17 protein-coding genes, 28 tRNA genes and 2 pseudogenes are annotated in these 12,300 nt (G+C 64.6%); 2 read left to right on the plus strand and 45 right to left on the minus strand.

Annotated elements, in window-relative coordinates; translation table 11 throughout:
• Positions 1 to 172 precede the first annotated feature (172 nt).
• The 5 genes from AC5Y5O_RS29700 to AC5Y5O_RS29720 all read right to left on the minus strand — a co-directional run bounded on the left by AC5Y5O_RS29700 (position 173) and on the right by AC5Y5O_RS29720 (position 1,348).
• On the minus strand, positions 173 to 298 hold the full coding sequence (locus AC5Y5O_RS29700) for a hypothetical protein (protein WP_005113531.1): 126 nt from the start codon (positions 296 to 298) through the stop codon (positions 173 to 175).
• A complete protein-coding gene (locus AC5Y5O_RS29705) occupies positions 295 to 567 on the minus strand; it encodes a hypothetical protein (protein WP_232530533.1) in 273 nt (90 codons plus the stop codon). Before AC5Y5O_RS29705 ends, AC5Y5O_RS29700 begins: the two co-directional genes overlap by 4 nt.
• A gap of 32 nt (positions 568 to 599) precedes the next feature.
• Complete coding sequence (locus tag AC5Y5O_RS29710) at positions 600 to 800, minus strand: hypothetical protein (RefSeq protein WP_005113533.1); 201 nt, start codon at positions 798 to 800, stop codon at positions 600 to 602.
• A gap of 18 nt (positions 801 to 818) precedes the next feature.
• On the minus strand, positions 819 to 1,058 hold the full coding sequence (locus tag AC5Y5O_RS29715) for a hypothetical protein (RefSeq protein WP_005113534.1): 240 nt from the start codon (positions 1,056 to 1,058) through the stop codon (positions 819 to 821).
• Positions 1,059 to 1,159: 101 nt separating this feature from the next.
• Positions 1,160 to 1,348 (minus strand): hypothetical protein, encoded by a 189-nt coding sequence (locus AC5Y5O_RS29720; RefSeq protein WP_005113535.1) that lies wholly within the window; start codon positions 1,346 to 1,348, stop codon positions 1,160 to 1,162.
• Positions 1,349 to 1,435: 87 nt separating this feature from the next.
• Here AC5Y5O_RS29720 and AC5Y5O_RS29725 point away from each other — a divergent pair, with 87 nt between their 5' ends.
• Positions 1,436 to 1,687 (plus strand): hypothetical protein, encoded by a 252-nt coding sequence (locus tag AC5Y5O_RS29725; protein WP_005113536.1) that lies wholly within the window; start codon positions 1,436 to 1,438, stop codon positions 1,685 to 1,687.
• Between the two features lie 102 nt (positions 1,688 to 1,789).
• Here AC5Y5O_RS29725 and AC5Y5O_RS29730 read toward each other — a convergent pair whose 3' ends face one another.
• From AC5Y5O_RS29730 to AC5Y5O_RS29755, 6 genes are all read right to left on the minus strand, one after another.
• A complete protein-coding gene (locus AC5Y5O_RS29730) occupies positions 1,790 to 1,963 on the minus strand; it encodes a DUF4113 domain-containing protein (RefSeq protein WP_079262982.1) in 174 nt (57 codons plus the stop codon).
• 69 nt (positions 1,964 to 2,032) lie between these two features.
• Positions 2,033 to 2,161: a hypothetical protein gene (locus AC5Y5O_RS29735; RefSeq protein ID WP_005115627.1), complete on the minus strand. Its 129-nt coding sequence runs from the start codon at positions 2,159 to 2,161 to the stop codon at positions 2,033 to 2,035.
• 3 nt (positions 2,162 to 2,164) lie between these two features.
• Positions 2,165 to 2,578, minus strand: coding sequence for a hypothetical protein (locus tag AC5Y5O_RS29740; RefSeq protein WP_005113539.1), 414 nt, complete (start codon positions 2,576 to 2,578; stop codon positions 2,165 to 2,167).
• Positions 2,579 to 2,622: 44 nt separating this feature from the next.
• Positions 2,623 to 3,039, minus strand: coding sequence for a hypothetical protein (locus AC5Y5O_RS29745; protein ID WP_232530534.1), 417 nt, complete (start codon positions 3,037 to 3,039; stop codon positions 2,623 to 2,625).
• Between the two features lie 175 nt (positions 3,040 to 3,214).
• The gene (locus AC5Y5O_RS29750) at positions 3,215 to 3,439 is read right to left on the minus strand and encodes a hypothetical protein (protein ID WP_005113541.1); all 225 of its coding nucleotides are present in this window, start codon (positions 3,437 to 3,439) and stop codon (positions 3,215 to 3,217) included.
• Positions 3,432 to 3,989: a hypothetical protein gene (locus AC5Y5O_RS29755; protein ID WP_005113542.1), complete on the minus strand. Its 558-nt coding sequence runs from the start codon at positions 3,987 to 3,989 to the stop codon at positions 3,432 to 3,434. The genes AC5Y5O_RS29750 and AC5Y5O_RS29755 overlap by 8 nt, the downstream gene beginning before the upstream one ends.
• A gap of 245 nt (positions 3,990 to 4,234) precedes the next feature.
• Between AC5Y5O_RS29755 and AC5Y5O_RS29760 the strand changes: the two genes are divergently transcribed.
• Entirely contained in the window at positions 4,235 to 4,393 is a 159-nt protein-coding gene (locus AC5Y5O_RS29760) for a type II toxin-antitoxin system Phd/YefM family antitoxin (RefSeq protein WP_005113543.1), read from the plus strand.
• A 182-nt stretch (positions 4,394 to 4,575) separates the two neighbouring features.
• On the opposite strand, the pseudogene AC5Y5O_RS29765 reads toward AC5Y5O_RS29760, so the two are convergent.
• The 34 genes and pseudogenes from AC5Y5O_RS29765 to AC5Y5O_RS29930 form a co-directional block, all read right to left on the minus strand.
• A pseudogene (locus AC5Y5O_RS29765) lies at positions 4,576 to 4,662 on the minus strand.
• A 20-nt stretch (positions 4,663 to 4,682) separates the two neighbouring features.
• Positions 4,683 to 4,756: transfer RNA gene (locus AC5Y5O_RS29770), tRNA-Thr, on the minus strand.
• A 15-nt stretch (positions 4,757 to 4,771) separates the two neighbouring features.
• A tRNA-Ile gene (locus AC5Y5O_RS29775) sits at positions 4,772 to 4,845 on the minus strand.
• Between the two features lie 12 nt (positions 4,846 to 4,857).
• Positions 4,858 to 4,933 (minus strand) — tRNA-Arg (locus tag AC5Y5O_RS29780).
• A gap of 8 nt (positions 4,934 to 4,941) precedes the next feature.
• A tRNA-Leu gene (locus tag AC5Y5O_RS29785) sits at positions 4,942 to 5,016 on the minus strand.
• Positions 5,017 to 5,023: 7 nt separating this feature from the next.
• Positions 5,024 to 5,097: transfer RNA gene (locus tag AC5Y5O_RS29790), tRNA-Arg, on the minus strand.
• A gap of 9 nt (positions 5,098 to 5,106) precedes the next feature.
• A tRNA-Arg gene (locus AC5Y5O_RS29795) sits at positions 5,107 to 5,179 on the minus strand.
• A 21-nt stretch (positions 5,180 to 5,200) separates the two neighbouring features.
• Positions 5,201 to 5,278 (minus strand) — tRNA-His (locus tag AC5Y5O_RS29800).
• A 2-nt stretch (positions 5,279 to 5,280) separates the two neighbouring features.
• Positions 5,281 to 5,366, minus strand: a tRNA-Ser gene (locus tag AC5Y5O_RS29805).
• Positions 5,367 to 5,373: 7 nt separating this feature from the next.
• A tRNA-Ala gene (locus AC5Y5O_RS29810) sits at positions 5,374 to 5,448 on the minus strand.
• Between the two features lies 1 nt (position 5,449).
• Positions 5,450 to 5,525, minus strand: a tRNA-Asp gene (locus AC5Y5O_RS29815).
• Positions 5,526 to 5,533: 8 nt separating this feature from the next.
• Positions 5,534 to 5,610: transfer RNA gene (locus AC5Y5O_RS29820), tRNA-Ile, on the minus strand.
• 5 nt (positions 5,611 to 5,615) lie between these two features.
• Positions 5,616 to 5,688 (minus strand) — tRNA-Glu (locus tag AC5Y5O_RS29825).
• A 9-nt stretch (positions 5,689 to 5,697) separates the two neighbouring features.
• Positions 5,698 to 5,775: transfer RNA gene (locus AC5Y5O_RS29830), tRNA-Phe, on the minus strand.
• A gap of 6 nt (positions 5,776 to 5,781) precedes the next feature.
• Positions 5,782 to 5,854, minus strand: a tRNA-Glu gene (locus AC5Y5O_RS29835).
• 4 nt (positions 5,855 to 5,858) lie between these two features.
• Positions 5,859 to 5,932 (minus strand) — tRNA-Gln (locus AC5Y5O_RS29840).
• Positions 5,933 to 5,943: 11 nt separating this feature from the next.
• A tRNA-Gln gene (locus AC5Y5O_RS29845) sits at positions 5,944 to 6,016 on the minus strand.
• Positions 6,017 to 6,023: 7 nt separating this feature from the next.
• Positions 6,024 to 6,110, minus strand: a tRNA-Tyr gene (locus AC5Y5O_RS29850).
• A 5-nt stretch (positions 6,111 to 6,115) separates the two neighbouring features.
• Positions 6,116 to 6,198 (minus strand) — tRNA-Asn (locus tag AC5Y5O_RS29855).
• A gap of 75 nt (positions 6,199 to 6,273) precedes the next feature.
• A complete protein-coding gene (locus tag AC5Y5O_RS29860) occupies positions 6,274 to 6,771 on the minus strand; it encodes an HNH endonuclease (protein ID WP_005115630.1) in 498 nt (165 codons plus the stop codon).
• Positions 6,772 to 6,815: 44 nt separating this feature from the next.
• A tRNA-Met gene (locus AC5Y5O_RS29865) sits at positions 6,816 to 6,889 on the minus strand.
• Positions 6,890 to 6,904: 15 nt separating this feature from the next.
• Positions 6,905 to 6,976 (minus strand) — tRNA-Val (locus AC5Y5O_RS29870).
• Positions 6,977 to 6,982: 6 nt separating this feature from the next.
• Positions 6,983 to 7,059: transfer RNA gene (locus AC5Y5O_RS29875), tRNA-Pro, on the minus strand.
• A 129-nt stretch (positions 7,060 to 7,188) separates the two neighbouring features.
• Positions 7,189 to 7,264, minus strand: a tRNA-Trp gene (locus tag AC5Y5O_RS29880).
• Between the two features lies 1 nt (position 7,265).
• A tRNA-Cys gene (locus AC5Y5O_RS29885) sits at positions 7,266 to 7,339 on the minus strand.
• A gap of 1 nt (position 7,340) precedes the next feature.
• A tRNA-Gly gene (locus AC5Y5O_RS29890) sits at positions 7,341 to 7,417 on the minus strand.
• Between the two features lie 16 nt (positions 7,418 to 7,433).
• Positions 7,434 to 7,506, minus strand: a tRNA-Lys gene (locus AC5Y5O_RS29895).
• Between the two features lie 11 nt (positions 7,507 to 7,517).
• Positions 7,518 to 7,594, minus strand: a tRNA-Lys gene (locus tag AC5Y5O_RS29900).
• 1 nt (position 7,595) lies between these two features.
• Positions 7,596 to 7,673: transfer RNA gene (locus tag AC5Y5O_RS29905), tRNA-Leu, on the minus strand.
• 20 nt (positions 7,674 to 7,693) lie between these two features.
• Positions 7,694 to 7,781 (minus strand) — tRNA-Leu (locus tag AC5Y5O_RS29910).
• A gap of 576 nt (positions 7,782 to 8,357) precedes the next feature.
• Complete coding sequence (locus AC5Y5O_RS29915; protein WP_005113546.1) at positions 8,358 to 9,200, minus strand: hypothetical protein; 843 nt, start codon at positions 9,198 to 9,200, stop codon at positions 8,358 to 8,360.
• Positions 9,201 to 9,348: 148 nt separating this feature from the next.
• Positions 9,349 to 10,997, minus strand: a pseudogene (tnpB, locus tag AC5Y5O_RS29920) (IS607 family element RNA-guided endonuclease TnpB).
• Complete coding sequence (locus AC5Y5O_RS29925; protein ID WP_005113549.1) at positions 10,997 to 11,578, minus strand: IS607 family transposase; 582 nt, start codon at positions 11,576 to 11,578, stop codon at positions 10,997 to 10,999. Before AC5Y5O_RS29925 ends, tnpB begins: the two are co-directional and overlap by 1 nt.
• A gap of 176 nt (positions 11,579 to 11,754) precedes the next feature.
• On the minus strand, positions 11,755 to 12,300 hold a 546-nt coding region (locus AC5Y5O_RS29930), incomplete at its 5' end, for an HD domain-containing protein (RefSeq protein ID WP_500028564.1).

Raw genomic sequence — 12,300 nt, forward strand, 5'->3', positions numbered from 1 at the left:
CTTCGTGGCTCTACCCACGAGACGTCGTGATTGTTGTGGCTCACGGCAATGCAGTTCGCGGCGGCGGCTTCGGGGTGACGCGATTGGTCGAGAACACGACCGAATCGGCGTAGCCGTCCGCATTTCCAGCTGACGCGCTGACCCGGTTTCACAGCGCTGGCCTGCTGCCTGTTCATCTCTGCACCTCCCCTTCCAGGCGCCCGACGTAGCCGACGTCCGCGGCCTCCTCGCTCCCCAGTGCGTCCAAGCCCGCGCGAACGACCACGTCGCGCGGCCGAGCCAGTGCCGACGTCGTCATGTCAGCGCCATTTCCTGCATGATCGCCAACGCGCGCACTTGCGTGACGTCCTCCAGCCAGCGGCCGCGGCCAGAGTCGTAGCTGACGTGGGCGGCGTTGTTGGCTTCCCCGTATACGGTGAGAGATTCCGATCCGTAACGCTGCTTGCTGATCGTCCAGCAGCGTTCGACGTTGCGCGCCATGTAGATTTCCAGGCCGTGGCCAAGCGCGGACTTCAGCAGGCGCCGCACGCGGGTGTTGCTGATGGCGCTCACGTCGTCGAGCGTCATGGGACCGGGATCCTCGGGATGCGCGCTCACCGTCAGAACCACCTCAGCGCAAAGCCGAGAGTCGTACGCCAGTGGGCGATTACAGCCGCGTCCCCGAGTAGCGAACCGGCCGCGGTGCCGCGCAGCTCAGAGATGCGCGCCTCGACTAGTTCCTTGTTCGGTGTGCGTCCGTGTTTGCGCGCGAACACCAGCACCTCATTTGCCACGATCTCGGCGGCTTCGGTCTTTGTCACTGCGTGGTCACTCTGATCTCAGTAGGGGCGGTATTCGGCGATGTAGGCGGCTGCCGCGTTGGTCTCTCCGTTGGGGTAGCGGTGCTGCACGAGGCGATCGTGTTCGCGGGCCTCGGCCATCAGTCGGGCGGTGTGCTCGGCGTCTGACACGAAGTTCCGGCAAGTCGGTTGCCTGGGGTGGTCGTACCGTCCGTCATGCGTGTCGCGGGTGTCACACCAGCCATAACGTGCCGGGCCTGCATCCGGTGTGCTGCTCATGGATTCGATGCTCCTCCGCGGGTGTGACATTCCGGCGATACTTGGTGGTGGTCTTCAGCCGAGGGGATTTTGGCCATGCCTCGACTGAAGACCACCGTGGACTAGCTGGCTGCGATGTTCAAGGTGATTCGGCGCTGCTCGCCGTCGTCGTCGGTCAGGATCACATCGACGCCGGTGTCGTCGGCTTCGATGTCGTCGATCGCGATCCCGTCGACGTCGTCGTCGCCGGTCATCAGTTTGGCGAGCGTGTAGTAGATCTCTTCGTCAGTCAGGGCCTTCACAGTGGCCATTTCGCACTCCTCCGTCGGATGGGGTACCACCGCGCCCGACTTTACAATGTTCTGATTGTGAAGTCAAAAGTATTGTAAAGTTGGCGCGTGCTCAGGCTGCTCTCCCTACGCGGGTTCGCCCGCCGCCGCGGACTGTCCTACGGAACGGTGCTGCGCTATCACCACGAGAACCGCCTCCCAGACCCGGACGGTGTGTTGACCGACGACGCCGGCGGCGATCTCCCCGATGATCAGGTCCACAGCCACCCGGGATGGCTGCTCGACACCATCGACAACTGGCAGCGACCCGGCCAAGGCGCCCGAACCGATCTCAAGGCGCGCCGGCAGCCCGAGCAGTAAACGCCGGCGCACTGTCAACGAATGCCCCGGGCCTGCGTATCGCTCAAATAGACTCGCGGCGTGCAAGTTTGGGGCGCTCGGGGTCGGCCCGCCAGGGGCCGGTTACCGGGCGGTGGGGAGCTGGGCCCAACAGGTGGTGTAGCGGGGGGACAGCATTCGCCGGTGCATCGTCCACGAGGGTGGTCGTTTGAGTCCTGAGCGGCCGTAGCCGATCGAGGCTGGCCCGAAACGGTTCTGGATCGCGTCGACCACGTCCGATGCCGAGGGTGGAGGCACTGATGGTGAGCACGGTGGCGTGCAGGCGTTTGCGCCGTAGCCGTCGCGCCAGGGTCGCGGCGTAGTCGGTCAGCGCGCTTCTCGCATGGTTGCCGGATCGTCGATCGGTGTCCCGAACAGCCGGGAGTAGATGGGCTGGTGGTGGCTTTCCGGGTCATCATCGCGTGCAGCGTCGTTGCCCATCTGGGCGGCTTTCACGTTTCACCCAGAGCCCCTGCGCTCAAGCCAGGACTGGAAACGCTCTGCGTCGTCACGGATTTCGTTTCGGACAGCTTGTTCCAGGGCGTCGAAGCCGACAAACAGGCCCGGTCGTGCGACAACGATCCGACGGACGTCGCGTACCACCTGCCGGATACGTTCACGCGAGATACCCTCGCGGCGCGCGATCTGATCCAACGACTGGCCCTCCAACCGGGCGAGCAGGATCCCATAGGCCCGAGCGGCAGATTCGGGGTGCTTCATGGCCTTGGCGAGTGCGTCGGCGATGCTGATCAGAAGCCGCCCGGCGCCGATGGAATCGACGGCGCGCTCCAGGTCCGCATCGACGTATCTAGGCCCTTCTGCGCGCATATCCGCCTGACCGGATGCGGCGACCTCCGACGCATTCTCCCTCATGGCGTGAGCTTCCACCTCTCGAACTGCCCTTTCAGCCCGGCGCGTCAGCCCGGCGCGTGCAAGCCGCTGGGTGACGTCGTCGCCTCCACCCGGAGCCAACGCGGTTCGCAGCTCGTAGCGACGAACGGGCGTTGGTCGCGGTAGTAGTCATCGCCCAGCAGGACCGCCAACTCGTGTTCTGCCTCACCGCGTGACGCGAACGACTTCGACAAGGCACGAATACTCCCGTCGCCCAACCGAGTCGCAACCGCAAACACGACATTCCCGAACAGCCCTGATCGGCCGACTGCGCGGTCTACGTACTCGCGCAGATCCTCCGCGCTATCGATCGTCAGATCATCGAACTCGCCATGTTCGCGGTACCACTCTTCGATCAGCGCCTCGAACAGGGCTCCACCGATGCCCGTGACGTTCTGCTCCTGTGCCATGCTTCTGAAACTCCCTCGTTCGATGCCGGTCATGTTTCAACCTGACCGCACCGGCGGCGCTGGTATCCAAAGGCCGGTCGCGATTGTTGATCTCGGCCTTTCTTAACGTAGTGAGCATCACCAGCACGACTGCGATCTTCAAGAGGACCAAAACCTGACGGCAGCTCATACCCCGGGCGAAGCCTCACCCTCGGCAGCTGCGAGGAACCTATTCGGAAGGGTTGACGGCAGTTCCGTACCGCTTGATCCAATTCTCGATCGGCATCCGCCAATCGCCTTTGTTGGTCAGGCTATCGGCGTAGGTGTAGAACACCTCGCCGCGCCGGACCGCAGTCACCTTCATCACCGCGAGGGCATGCGTGCCGTCGGGGAGCTGCCGCCGAAAGCTCAAGTGGGTGAATTCCTGGCCACGCTTCGGCTCGTGATCAATCATGCGTCTCGCCAGCCTGAGCCCTGGAAGGAAGGCGCGTTTGCAGCATTCGACACCAGGCGGCTTCGTTGAGCGCGATCGGGGTTCCGAGATGGGTGTAGGCCCGCTCCCAATCACTGAGGCTCCACGAGGCGTCAGTCCCGGTTCTGCATTCGTTGCGGAGCAGTTGTGCAGCGCGCCGGTGAGTCAGCCGAGCCGGCAGCGACAGGATGGCGCGCGCCGCCAGGTATCCACCGGGCACAGCGGCCAGCCACACCGCCACAGCCCACTCCGGCCATTGCTGCTCGCTTCCCATACCCGCAACCGCGATCGTCAAGGCTCCGACCATCATGACCCGCCCGGCGCCGCGGCTGCCCAGCAGCAGAATGGGAAGTGGACCAACCAGGCCGAGCCAGCCCACGGCACCGAGATATCCCCAGATGCCCGGGCCAATCATGCCCGCCAGAATCGAGACGCCGGTCGCCATCACATGGACGATCACGGTGAGCATCAGGACCGCGCCGGCGATCGCCCCCAGCCTCCGAACCGGCGCCGAGTAAGTGAAGGGTGCCATAGCTAACATCCTCTCTCGCGGGTCTGACATCTCGTCGCCGCGCTGATCAGCACCACCGGCGCGACCGGTCTGCGCGGTACCGGAGACTCCATCCGCCTCCGCCCTTGCCTGGCCGAGCGGCAAACCACCGAGACCATCAAGTCGCAGCTTCGTGAGCCACCGATTCAGTGTGGCAAAACACGATTTCCCGGGGGAAGCCAAACAATGACCATCTTCTCCGCACGTTCTCACGCACCTCGGACCTCATGACCAGGCACGAGTTGCGTGACCTGCGCTGGACGCTTCGATCGGTGGCCGGCGAGGTTGCCGCGACCGGGGTGGCGGCGGTCATCGCCGACGACAACACCGACGTCGCCGTAATCGTCAGTTTGTCGGACTACGAGCGACTACGCGCCGAGCACTGATCTGAACAGCTGCCCGCGGGGGCTGGCGGCCACCCCTGCAGGTCAACCGAAGCCAGCGGCGCCAGTTCCTTTCAGATGCGCCGATGCCGGCGTGCGACCGGTCGCGCAGTTGAGTTGGTTGCACAAGCCGGGGCCCGCACTACCCGCTGCTGTGTCCGTTGAGATTCGGAGGCGGTGCCTGTTGGCGGAGGGCAAAGGAATTGAACCTTCGGGTCGTGGTGCCCGGCACGGGTTTCGACGCCGCTTTGCCGCCCTGGGCGCTGCCCTCCCTGACAGTGGTGGCTGTTTGAGCCGGATGCAGGACTCGAACCTGCGCGAAACCTGTTTACGAGACAGGTGCTCTGCCTGTTGAGCTAATCCGGCAATAGTGAACTGTCGTGCGCCGGGCGGGATTTGAACCCGCGACCGTCACCTTATAAGAGTGCTGCACTGACCGTCCGTGCTCCCGGCGCTTGGAGTGTTTGTGGTGCCTGCGGCGGGTTTGAACCCGCACAGTTCCGGTGTAGGAGATCGGCGCTCTATCCGTTGAGCTACGCAGGCTGGGTGGGTGTCCCCGGCGGGGGTCGAACCCGCACCGGTGCCGGGTTTAGGCCGGCCGCCTCTTCCAGTTGGGCTACGGGGACGGTGCGGTGCCCACGGCTGGATTTGAACCAGCAGCCTGCGGCTTCGTAAACCGATGCTCTGTCCGGTTGAGCTACGTGGGCGTGGGGGTGTGCCCCCAGGCGGACTTGAACCGCCAGCCTTCGCCGTCGGAGGGCGATGCTCTGTCCGTTGAGCTACAGGGGCTTGGGAATGTTGGCGGAATGTTGGGGTGACGGACGGGATTTGAACCCGCAACGGCCGGGATCACAACCCGGTGCTCTGCCAGATTTGAGCTACCGTCACAGCGGAAGTGGAGGGGATCGAACCCTCAGTCGCGGAGGCCGCGACGGCGGCTTAGCAAGCCGCTGCATTACCGTTCTGCCACACTTCCCGAATCGTGGAGTGCCGGGGTCTCGAACCCTCGCACCTCCTGCTTGCAAGGCAGGCGCTCTGCCATCATGAGCTAGCACCCCATGGCGACCCTGACGGGGTTTGAACCCGTGACCTCCACCGTGACAGGGTGGCGAGCTTCCGACTGCTCTACAGGGCCAATGTGTTTGGTGGTCCGGGGAGGTATTGATCCTCCGGCCTCCGCTGTATCAGAGCGGCGCTCTCACCGACTGAGCTACCGGACCGTGGGTACCCCGTGCGGGACTCGAACCCGCCTCTGCCGCCTTGAAAGGGCGGCTGACTAACCCATATCGGAACGGGGCTTCGGTTGTTGGTGCCGTCGGCGAGAATCGAACTCGCAGCCTCCCGGACTTCACTCGGGCGCTCTGCCAACGTTGAGCTACAACGGCGGGGGGTAGTCCGTACGAGATTTGAACTCGCGCCGTCTGGTTGAGAACCAGGTGTGCTGCCGAATTACACCAACGGACCTTTGCTGCCTCGGCAGGACTCGAACCTGCACTGCCCGGAACCAAAGTCCGGTGGGCTACCGAATTACCCTACGAGGCATAGTTGTTGAGCTGCCCCGCCAGGATTTGAACCTAGACTGACTGATCCAGAATCAGCTGTGCTGCCGAGTTACACCACGGGGCAAAAGCGATGGTCTGCGCGGAGGGATTTGAACCCCCTGAGCCGAAAGGCAACTGATTTACAGTCAGTCGTGACACGCCGTCGTCACCGCGCGCAGGTGGGCTCCCCGACCTGGACTCGAACCAGGAATGAGCGTTGCTCGGCGGCTTAACAGGCCGCTGCCCTGCCGTTTAGGCGACCGGGGATGTCTCGGACGGGCCGGGGCGGACGAGGTGATGGAGTTCGTCCGCCCCGGCACAAATGGTGGATACCGGGTCCGGTCAGGCCATCGCGGGAACGCGGTAGCGGTCCCGTTCGCGTGGCTCGTACGGTTCCCAGCGCAGCCGCATCCCGGCTTCGGCCGGGGTGCGGTTGCCTTTGCGGCCGTTGCACGGTGCGCAGGCGGTGACCAGGTTGTCCCAGGTGTTCTGGCCGCCGCGGGACTCGGGGATCACGTGGTCGAGAGTGTCTCCGTGTCCGCCGCAGTAGGCGCAGGTGTAGCTGTCGCGGGTGAGTACGCCGTCACGCGTGACCCGAGTGCCACGTCGGTACGGAACGTAGATGTACTGGTGCAGGGCGACCGACAGGGGCAGCTCGATCACGGTCGATGGGCCGTGTATGTGCACGGCTGGGCTGTGGCGTTCGATCACGTAGACCGATCCCCGCAGCAGCAGCCGTACGGCCTCCTGCCAAGTCACGTGGGTTAGCACGCGGTAGTCGGCGTTGTACACCGCCACGGTTTGCCGGCGGTGGGTGGTGCGTTGACGAAGTTGCCTCATGCCGCGTGCCTCCTCTCTAGGTTCGTTGTTGCGGACTTGTTCGGTTGCGCGGGGTGGATTTGAACCACCGACTTCTGGGTTATGAGCCCAGCGGACTGCCTAACTGTCCTACCGCGCAGTGCGTTTCATGGCGTGCCCTTGGAGAGAATTGAACTCCCGACGTCCTCGTTGTAAGCGAGGCGCTCTCCCACTGAGCTACAAGGGCGAATGTTGGTCGGGATGACACGATTTGAACGTGCAACGGCCTGCACCCAAAGCAGGTGCTCTCCCAAGTTGAGCTACATCCCGTTGCCCTGCCTGACGCTGCGTGCCCGCGTGCGCCCCTGTCCACCCCACCTCTGGTGGGCGACTTGCTTGCGGTCCGGCGTGCACTCCGGATTCGCTTGTGCAGGATTTCGGCGTCGCCGTCGCGATGCCTGGCAGGGGTGACAGGGATCGAACCTGCAACCTGCGGTTTTGGAGACCGCTGCTCTCCCGATTGAGCTACACCCCTTTGGAGCGGCCGGCGGGACTCGAACCCGCGTGGACGGCTTTGCAGACCGCTGCCTTGCCGCTCGGCCACAGCCGCGTGGAGCCGTTGACGGGACTCGAACCCGCTCTGTCAGTTTGGAAGACTGATGTGCATTTCCTGTTACACCTCAACGGCATTGGTGACAGTGTTGTGCGCCGCCAGGGACTTGAACCCTGCTCTCTGGATTAAAAGTCCGGAGCATCACGCTTCAATGCTTACGGCGCGTACATCGTGGTGGTGCGCCGCCAGGGACTTGAACCCTGGACCCACTGGTTAAGAGCCAGTTGCTCTGCGCTTCTGAGCTAGCGACGCGTGGTGCCCCGCGAGGGAGTCGAACCCCCAAAGCACCTGAACCTAAGTCAGGCGGCTTTTCCAATTTGCCTAGCGGGGCAAGGCAATTGGTAATGTGTGTGCGCTCGGCAGGATTTGAACCTGCATGCCCGGTTGGGCACCCGGTTTTGAGCCGGGCGCGTCTGCCAGATGATTCCGCCACGAGCGCGGATGCCACCACTGTTAAGTTCTCAAGGGACTGACGCAGCAACGCAATTCGCTGCTGGTCTGCGTTGCACACCGGTCGTGGTGTGCGTTGCTGGTTACTCATGGTGCACCTGTCAACGGGTGCTGTCTAGGGGATTATTTCGCCGGAATTAGTTGGCGCACATGGTGTTTGGGTGCACTGACTATAGGAATGTCAGGCGACATTCCTAGCAGCGCAAACACCGATAGTGAGAGATATATGAGATTGTTCTTCTGGCCCTAGCTTCCGGTCGGGGCGCACGCCCACGGATGGGGCGGAAGGCTGCTCATGACGGAGTAACCGGAAGCGACTGGGCTGGCTGATGCCGCCGCGCCGCTCAGCTTGGGCCGTCCACGACGGGACGAATTCATTGGTGAGGTCCGCGCACGACAAGGCCGCCGATGATGCTTTGTGCATCCCGGCGGTCGCGTAGTAGTCGCGGCGGATCATGGTCACGGATTCAACGGTAGCAGCGGGCCCCGACATTTCCCGAGCAACTTTTTCCGGCCACCGCTGTCGACCTTCCCGATACCGAACTCGGGCGCGGGCTGAGCGCTATCAGATCCCAGCGGTTCCCATCGTCCGTGGGTTGGCCAGCGGTTCCCACATCGGATCGGTGAACACGTCGAAGCCAGGCGGCACGGCCGCGGACAGTTTCGCCAGGAGCCGCAGGTGCCAGCCGGCGTCGGGACCGTTGACCGCCCGCACTGTCACGGTGGCCTGACGCCGGTCGGGGATCCGGTGGACTTCCTCGACGAGCAAGTTCGGTATCCATCCGAGTGGCACTTCGCCGCGGGCAGTGGTCAGGATGGCTCGCGGGTTGGCCCGGTTCGTCGGTTCGTCGCACAGGCCGAGCTCGTCGCCTGGGCGAAGCTCCGACAGAGTCCGCTCAAGTTCTTCCCGAGACACTGTGGTGACGGTGTCCCCGACGACTATGGGCCGCTCAAGGACGTGCCGCATCCCGTGGACCAGGAATCCGCACTCCAAGCGGCCAGCGGCGATACGTGGGACCGGGAAAAGCTGGATAGTGTCGCCCTGGCGATGGCCGCCGGAGCGGGTGATCTGCTCCCATGGTGAAGCGTCGGCGCCCAACCCGAGGCGGGTCACCCAGCGGGCAAAGTCGGGCCGCCGAGAACCCATCGCACGCTGCGCGAACAGCGGGAACAGCATCGGCGACTCGTACCAGCGGTCAAGGTCGGGGAACCCAAGAAACGGGCGGAAGCCAGGCACCTGCAGGGCGTTGCGGATGTAGCAGAAGCTGTATGTCTCACCGTCGAAGCCGAGTAGGCCCACCGGGGAGATCGACCGCTCGATCGGGTGCTGCCACGTCACCACCAGCTGGCGCAGCGCTCCCGGCGCGCGCACACCCGCAACGTGGGTGTCAGTAGTGGCGGCCCGCATGACTCAACAACCTTTCTCGATTTATCCGCAGTATCTCACCTGCGAACGTGAGGCTTGAACAACCAGATCTCGCTCGTCGACGGATCGATCAGCCCCCCCACCACTTCTCTTCCTGGCCGTTGCCGTTGAGTGTGTTTGAGTTGCACGCTCATGCGGCGTCCCCTTGCGGGGTTTGGGTTCTGGCCTCGCCGCGTCCGGCCCCGCGTGGCGGGGTCTTACGGATGCTCCGCCGGCATCAGGTGTCCTGGTGTCGGCGCCATGGCCTGTACCCACCGTGGTGGGCCCGGGTGCCGATGGGGCCGTGGTCCCGACTGGACCACAACTGGCGTAATCCGGCCAGTCACGGAGATTGCGGGCAGCGTTGCGGTCCCGGTCGACCACTTCACCCGTGATGGGACAGATCAGGTGTTTGTCGATCCGCCCCTTGCCCACCAGGCGGCATGGGGTGCCGTCGGGTAGATAACAGCCGTGGTGGATTTGGCTGGAGGCAAACCAGCGATCAGCCACGGTCAGGATGCTGCCGTGTCCCACGGTCTTGTATGCCAGCATCGGCGTAATCAGTCCCATGGCGGCATCGGAGACCGACCGGCGAAACGCCCGCCGGCCCATACTGCGATTCATCGCGGCCACATCGAGATCTTCGATCACGACCTGACCGTAGGTGCGCGCCAACTCGGTGCTGAGTTGGTGGGCAGCTTCCCGCCGCAGGTGCACGCACCGCCGGTCCAGGCGGGTCAGCTTGGTTTTCGCTGCCCGATAGGCAAGGGAGCCGGGGATACGGCGGGAAAGTTCACGACCAGCTTTACGCCTGGCGGCAAGTGTCGCCTTGAGCGGGGCTGGATTCTCATACTCGACAACGGTTTCGGCGCCTGTCGCGGTGTCGATGGTGGCGACGGTAGCAAGGGTTCGCACACCGAGGTCGACGCCGGCCCGCACGGTCGGTTGCGCAGGGGTGCGCGCGGTGGCCGGGGTGCGCAGCGCGTAGCTGATCGAGATGAACAACCGGCCCCATCGTTGCGACAGCGTCATATTCAGGATCCGGGCCCGTCCGGAGGCGACGTGGCGTTGAACCCGCCGGGTGTTCTCTTTCGCGCGCAGTCCGCCGATAACGGGCAGCGTGATGGTGCGCCGATCAGCCTCCAGCCGCATGGTTCCGGTGGTGAACCGCACCCGGCCGGGATCGCGGCGCGTGGATTGAAACCGCGGGAACCCTACCCGCCGGCCTTGCCTGGTTCCGTTGCGGCTGGCACTCCAGTTGCTCAGTGCTTGGGCAAGATCAGCCAGTCCCGCGCTGTAGGCCTCCTTGGAGTTGACCGCCCACCACGGCGCCACTTCATCCTTGGCCCGGTTCCACGCCTTGCGCAGCGATCCCAGATCCCAGCGCACCGACTCATATCCCGGGTCAAGAGATTTCGCGTCGAGGTCGGCTTTCACCCGGCCCAGGCCCCAATTGAACGCTTTGCGGCGGGCTCCGAAATGCGACCGCACCAATCCGGCCCGCTCCTCGTCGGCGGGCCAGTCGACCTCGAACTTCGCCGCGGTCACAATCCACCCGGTGGGCAGCTGCGCACCCGGCGACCCGCTCTGGGCGTAGCTGGTAGCGTCACCGTCATAGAGCTCGAACAGCACCGATACCGACTCCACCGCCGTCCGGTGCGCCTCGAAATCAGCACCCACATCGACACACCGCGACAACGTCTGTGTGCCATCGAGTTTCGGCTTGCCTGCCAACTGCACACCACTGGTAAGCCCGGCGACCTTCTGCGCCTGAGCACGGGTGCGCAACGCCACGATCATCAGGCCGATACCGGTTCCTGCTTGGCGGCCGTCACCGCGCGCATCGCCCTGTTTCGGGCGCCGCGGCGACCGTAGAGGCGGGCACACATCGAGGTGAGGACTTCGATCATGTCGCGCGCCAGATCATCGGTGGTCTCACCCGGATCGGAAACCACGATCCGGCGGCCTTGCCCCGACAACGCCGCTTCCAGGTGCTCCACTCCGAAACGCGCCAGCCGATCCCGATGCTCCACGACAATGACCTTCGCATCAGGGTCCGACAACACGCGGCGCAACTTCGGGCGTTTGCCATTCAGTCCCGACCCGACCTCGGTAACGACCTGCCCAACCGTCAGATCCTTCGCGGTCGCCCACGTCGTCAATCGGCCCACCTGACGGTCCAAATCGGCGCGCTGATCATGCGACGACACCCGGGCGTAGATGACCACGCCAGCCGCCGCGCCCTCGCCGGCCGGTGCCGTACGCACCAAAATCAACCGGCCTACCCGCTCGGCGGGCACTGGCAGCGTCCCCTCACGAAACCAGCGATAGGCCGTATGTCGGTTCACCCCAACCGACTCCGCCCAATCCGCCAGATTCACGCCACCAAGTAGAACACACTTACGCACACTAGAACACACTCAATAACGCAACAGTCGCAACCCCGGCGCGCGGCGATCGCCAGCCCGACATGTCGCGCCGAGAGCGCGTTGATCTCGTACGGGCCTAGATCGGCAACCGGGTGCAGTCGTCGTGGCCGCGGCAGGGGCCTTGAGGATCATCGCGCCGACCCACCTCGCGCTGTTCTTAGCCGGGCGGTCGCGGCCGCGTCGAGGATGGCGCGCGCCTCCATGATCAGGCCGGGCCCCGATGTGCTGATCGCCCGGTGCACCGGATGGCCGGCCGGGTATCGCGTAAAGACTTCTGCGATCCTGGCTCCCGGATCCACCGGTATTCCGTCAGGGCCGGTGCACAAGTCTGCGCAGCTGAGAATCGCCAGCATCGCGTCGGCCGGCGCGGGATAGCTGACCAGAGCGTCGTGGAGGCCGCGTTCTCGCGCTTCGAACGCTGCACCTGTGTGGTGGGCGACCAGGCGGATCACGTCAGCTGGCATGTCGCCGCCGGGAGCGGTGTTGGTGGCCAGGTAGGCCGCGCCGTCGAGTGGGTGGAACTCAGTGTTAATCAGGCGGGGTGCGTAGCCGATGTCGTGCAGCCAAGCTGCCGCGACGATGGTGTCCGTGTTCTCCGGCGCGAGGACGTCAGCGAGGTCCGCGGCGGCCGGGACCTGACGAAAACGATTAGGTGCCTGGTCTGCGGTGGTGCG

Source organism: Mycobacterium sp. NGS40, assembly GCF_059812735.1.